General features: G+C 42.9%; 4 protein-coding genes. All 4 read left to right on the top strand.

Features of this window, described 5'->3' with window-relative positions:
- The first annotated feature begins 71 nt into the window (after window positions 1–71).
- The 4 genes from ACR0QE_RS13110 to ACR0QE_RS13095 all read left to right on the top strand — a co-directional run bounded on the left by ACR0QE_RS13110 (window position 72) and on the right by ACR0QE_RS13095 (window position 4129).
- Window positions 72–1973 (top strand): plasmid recombination protein, encoded by a 1902-nt coding sequence (locus ACR0QE_RS13110; RefSeq protein WP_432628780.1) that lies wholly within the window; start codon window positions 72–74, stop codon window positions 1971–1973.
- A gap of 559 nt (window positions 1974–2532) precedes the next feature.
- Entirely contained in the window at window positions 2533–2718 is a 186-nt protein-coding gene (locus ACR0QE_RS13105) for a hypothetical protein (RefSeq protein ID WP_432628779.1), read from the top strand.
- A 92-nt stretch (window positions 2719–2810) separates the two neighbouring features.
- On the top strand, window positions 2811–3071 hold the full coding sequence (locus tag ACR0QE_RS13100; protein WP_432628778.1) for a hypothetical protein: 261 nt from the start codon (window positions 2811–2813) through the stop codon (window positions 3069–3071).
- Window positions 3072–3073: 2 nt separating this feature from the next.
- Window positions 3074–4129 carry a replication initiation protein gene (locus ACR0QE_RS13095; RefSeq protein WP_432628777.1) on the top strand — a complete coding sequence of 352 codons (1056 nt, stop codon included), beginning with the start codon at window positions 3074–3076 and terminating at the stop codon, window positions 4127–4129.
- The last annotated feature ends 366 nt before the right edge of the window (window positions 4130–4495 follow it).

Here is a 4495-nt window from a genome sequence, read left to right as displayed (position 1 = left end):
TGCGTCAATCTACCTAGGGTGTTATACTCTTTGTAAAAGAGTATAAGCACGAACAGAAATGAGGTGGCAATATGGCATTTAGTTACAGTTTCCACATGAGCGCAAAATCTCATGCACTGACCACAACCGGAAAGGTAGCACAGGTCAGCAGACACAACCTGCGAGAATATGAATCTGCAGATTATGACCGAAACAAGATTGAAATTGTATCCGGATCAGACAAATCAATTCTCGACAATGTAAAAAACATTTATCATGACGAATTTGACAGAGCACTGGAACAGTACAATGCCGGTAAGAGATCTGACCGACAGATTACAGACTATCTCGACCATGTATCTAAATCACGCAGTGATGTAGCAGCCGAAATCATCATCCAGATCGGAGACCAGGACTTCTGGAGAGATAAATCCGACAGTGAACGTCGGCAAATGTCATACATTTACCGGGACCAGCTCCGCGCACTTGAAAAGCTTGTTCCGGAATTCAAAGTTGCATCAGCCGTGATCCACTACGATGAGTCAAGTCCGCATATGCATGTGGTTGGTGTGCCGGTTGCAAGTGGTTACAAGAAAGGCTTAGAACAACAGGTCGCGAAGACAAAGGTTTTTGACGCAAACAGGTTGAGTTTTCTCCAAGACCGGATGCGCGAAAATGCGATCCGCGGCATGGAGTTGGAACAAAACAAGAACCTTTTTGCTGATATGCAGCTTAAAGCCAAAGAAAAGGGGCGCAATAAAGACATCCCCAAAAAAGAATTGGATAAATATTATTTTCTCACTGAGCAGATTGATGTAATATCCAAGGATTTGAAAAGAACTCACGTTGAGCAACAGGATGCGGCACTTGCGGTTATTAACAGCAAAAAAGAGCTTCAGAACATCCAGACACAGAGACAGGAAGCCGCAAGAAATATAATCCAGTACAATGATGCAAATAACAAGCTCATCAAGCGAAACAATGAGTTATCTGCAGACAACGATGCTTTATTACAAAAAAAAGCGTCTATTGGGCAAATAATCGCCCAGAATGAACAGAAAATTGCCGAACAGGGTGCCCAGATTGCCAAAATTGATGCTGTAAGCTCATATTTGCACCAGGAAGACCTGGATATTGTAAAAATGAGCAATTATACCATTCCGGGGAAAAAATCGCTTTTTGGACAAAATACAGAGTCCAGAGAGGGGGTATTTGTCGAAGGGCTGACGGAAGAGGAACTCCATGCTGTCATTGCCCGGGCAAATATCAACGACTCACTCTCTGATCATGCTGATCGGATGCTCCAGGAAGCAGAGCGAAACGCGCGCGACATTGAAAATAACGCTCAAATGCAGGCTCAGGCAATGCTTGACCAGGCACAGCAACAAATCAACGAGGCACAGCGGATTATCCTGGAGCGTGATTCGATCATCCAGAAAGCCAAGGAACAGGCAAAAAAGATCAAGGAACAGTTTGCTGAGCTTGCCAAAAAGATACAGAATATGCTTGCCAGTAAAGATGATCTGCGCAAAGAAATCGAACAAATGGAATCCTGCAGGGCAAATCTCGAACCACTCAAAGAAACCGTTGATAATCTAACAAAAGCTAAAAAAATCTTATCCGGAGAGCTTGATCACGAATTTACCAAGGCTGCATTTAAGCCATGGAATGAAATGCCATTTGGGAAGGATTGGAAACCTTATCAGCAGGAAGGCAAACTATTGGCGATCTATGATGATGGGGCAGTAGTAAAGGTTGGTCTCAACGACCGTGGCGGTTGGGATGATCAGATCTGGCAGGATGAAGAAGAAGGATTGTGCACCGTAGGAATTATGTTAGATGACAAACGTGTCCGTGTACCGGAAAAACTGCTTAAAGAGCTTATACGCTCTATAGACAGGTCAAAACCTATTAGCCGTAATCTGCAGGCATTTATCAAACAACAGCAGGAGCTTAATCATGTTAAATCCAAATACTACGATCTCGATAGATGATGGAGTGAAGTTCACAAGTGTATAGGCTTGTGTCATATCCTTTTCCCCCTTGATTGTAAAAAAGTCAAAAATGGGATCTTGTCAAGGGTGGCTTTGCCATCAGCGTAAGCTGACTTTGCCCTTTACAAGATCTCTTTTTTGACTAGAATATCCGCCAAGGGGAAAAGAAATTTTTTGTGGGAGGGTATTTGAGGTTTTACACCTATGTATTTTCCAGTAGTTGTAAATGATCAAATCGCTTGCCAGCAGATCCGCGCTCCGCGCGTTTTCCCCCTTGATTGATAGCTTGATTACTTACTTGATTACTTACTTGATTACTTACTTGATTACAGGGTGTCAAAAATCCAGTAAAATCAAGGCTTTCCGGATTTATAGGTGGTGAAGAAATTCCAATGGGGTGGTGAAGAAATTCCAATGGGGTGGTGAAGAAATTCCAATGGGGTGGTGAAGAAATTCCAATGGGGTGGTGAAGAAATTCTTATAGGTGGTAATTATATATTGACTTATTACCACCTATAAATTATAATAAATACAGAATGATGGAAAGAGAGGTCGGCACATGGTAATCAAAGGGGCAAGGACAATAGCAGAATACAGGCAAATACAGGCAGAAAAGATACAGGATTGGATAGACAGCAACTTTGTCGATGGTTCTGTGGTATGGGAAATGAACGGAGCAAATGCGATCAAGGTAACAGACAGGACGGGTGACAGCATGGTTATTTCACTGGACGAAATCATGTGAAAAATTTTGCATAATTCTGGCTAAACAAGAAAAAATTCTTGTTAAACCAGAATTTTCTGAAGTGGGAAAATGTTTGGGAAGGAGATAGTAAAATGACATTAGAGGAATTTTTACAGAGCTACGGAGGAAATGTCTGCATATCCATAGACGGATATTGTGAGGAAGAAAACTATGATTTTTGGACGGATGTTGAGGATTGGAGACTATCAGAAGATAATTCAAACCACTACAAGTCAACCTGCATAGTCAGGGAATCCTGGTGGAATGAAGTCAAGGATAAAGAGATAGAGTCCTGGAACATCATTGGCGGTGGAATAGACAAGATAGAACTGTGGGTTAAACTGGAGGAATAATAATGGCAAGAAAGAAGATTGAACCAATAACCAGTTTAGGCAGTGAGGACAAGCTGACAGTACAGAAGAGCTTGCCACTCTTTGCCCTGTGGCGGTCGGAGCTGACACTTGCAGAGTTTAAAATCCTTGACACATATCTCTCAAGGATAGACAGCCACAAGCCCGAAAAACGTGCTGTGATGTTTGAAAAGGGCGAGCTTGAAAAGATACTCGGAGTGAAAAAAATCAACAACCAGGATCTCAAGACAAGACTCAAACACCTTATGGGAAACGTGATAGAGATACCAGATCCAAGCCTGAAAAAGGGGTTCAGACTGGTATCTCTGTTTGAAGAAGCGGTGGCAGAACAGGACGATTACGGACTGTGGCAAGTGAAACTGGAATGCACCCAAAAGGCTATGAAGTATTTTTTCAACATTGAAAACCTCGGTTATCTGCGTTACAAGCTCCGCTGTATCGCTTCGCTCACAAGCCGGTACACATACATCATGTTCATTTACCTTGAAGCCAACCGCTTCCGGAAGAGCTGGGACGTACCACTTGATGAACTGAAACAGATCCTTGATTGCGATAAAGTGGAAACATACTCAGCATTCAAAGAATTTAACAAGCAAGTTCTGAAAAGGGTGCAAAAGGAAATGCACGAAAAGACCGAGTGCAGATATTCCTACGCTCCTATCAAGAAAGGGCGGTCTGTGGTAGCAGTCCATTTTGAAGTCGAGACACTTCCAAAGGCAAGCCTTGACGAAGTGGACGAAAATCAAATGACGCTGGAAGAGTGGCAGGAAAAGGCAACAACCGGGAAAGAACTGTGGCAAACACCGCTTGATGAATTCAAATTTTCCCAGGAACAGTACAACGAACTGTTCTCTGTGTTGGTAACCATCCCCGACTTCAAACTTCCAGACCCTCCAACTTGCTATGGTTCGATTGAGATCAGGAGATATCACTACATAGATCAAAAGGTAAAAGAGATAAAACGGCGGGATCAGCAGAATCCAATCAGAAGCAAGTTCTCGTATCTCTTGAAGATGATGAAACAGGATGCCGAAGAATAAACTGACAAAGAAACATCGACAAAACAATACCGATTTGCCGTGAAGATTGGAAGAAAATGCCGAATGCATTTTCGATTTACAGAGGGCAAAACAGAATGACCGGAACAGATCAGAATATCTGTGACCGGTCTTTTCTTTTGCCCGGATGCGCAGACAGGTAAGCCGAACGGCTAGGGTGTAACCCTATTGAGTGACCCTCGGAGAGCACACTGGTAGATTGATGCTTGCGTCAATCTACCTAGGGTGTTATACTCTTTGTAAAAGAGTATAAGCACGAACAGAAATGAGGTGGCAATATGGCATTTAGTTACAGTTTCCACATGAGCGCAAAATCTCATGCACTGACCACAACCGGAAAGGTAGCAC

The organism is Brotaphodocola sp. (genome assembly GCF_050873065.1).
Lineage (GTDB): Bacteria > Bacillota > Clostridia > Lachnospirales > Lachnospiraceae > Brotaphodocola.
Note: the sequence above shows the minus strand (reverse complement) of the source record. Positions and strands in the feature narration are given on the sequence as shown.

Excerpts from the sequence above, each read along its gene's own strand:
- ACR0QE_RS13110 (WP_432628780.1), top strand. The coding sequence starts at position 72 with ATGGCATTTAGTTACAGTTTCCACATGAGCGCAAAATCTCATGCACTG.
- ACR0QE_RS13100 (WP_432628778.1), top strand. The coding sequence starts at position 2,811 with ATGACATTAGAGGAATTTTTACAGAGCTACGGAGGAAATGTCTGCATA.
- ACR0QE_RS13105 (WP_432628779.1), top strand. The coding sequence starts at position 2,533 with ATGGTAATCAAAGGGGCAAGGACAATAGCAGAATACAGGCAAATACAG.
- ACR0QE_RS13095 (WP_432628777.1), top strand. The coding sequence starts at position 3,074 with ATGGCAAGAAAGAAGATTGAACCAATAACCAGTTTAGGCAGTGAGGAC.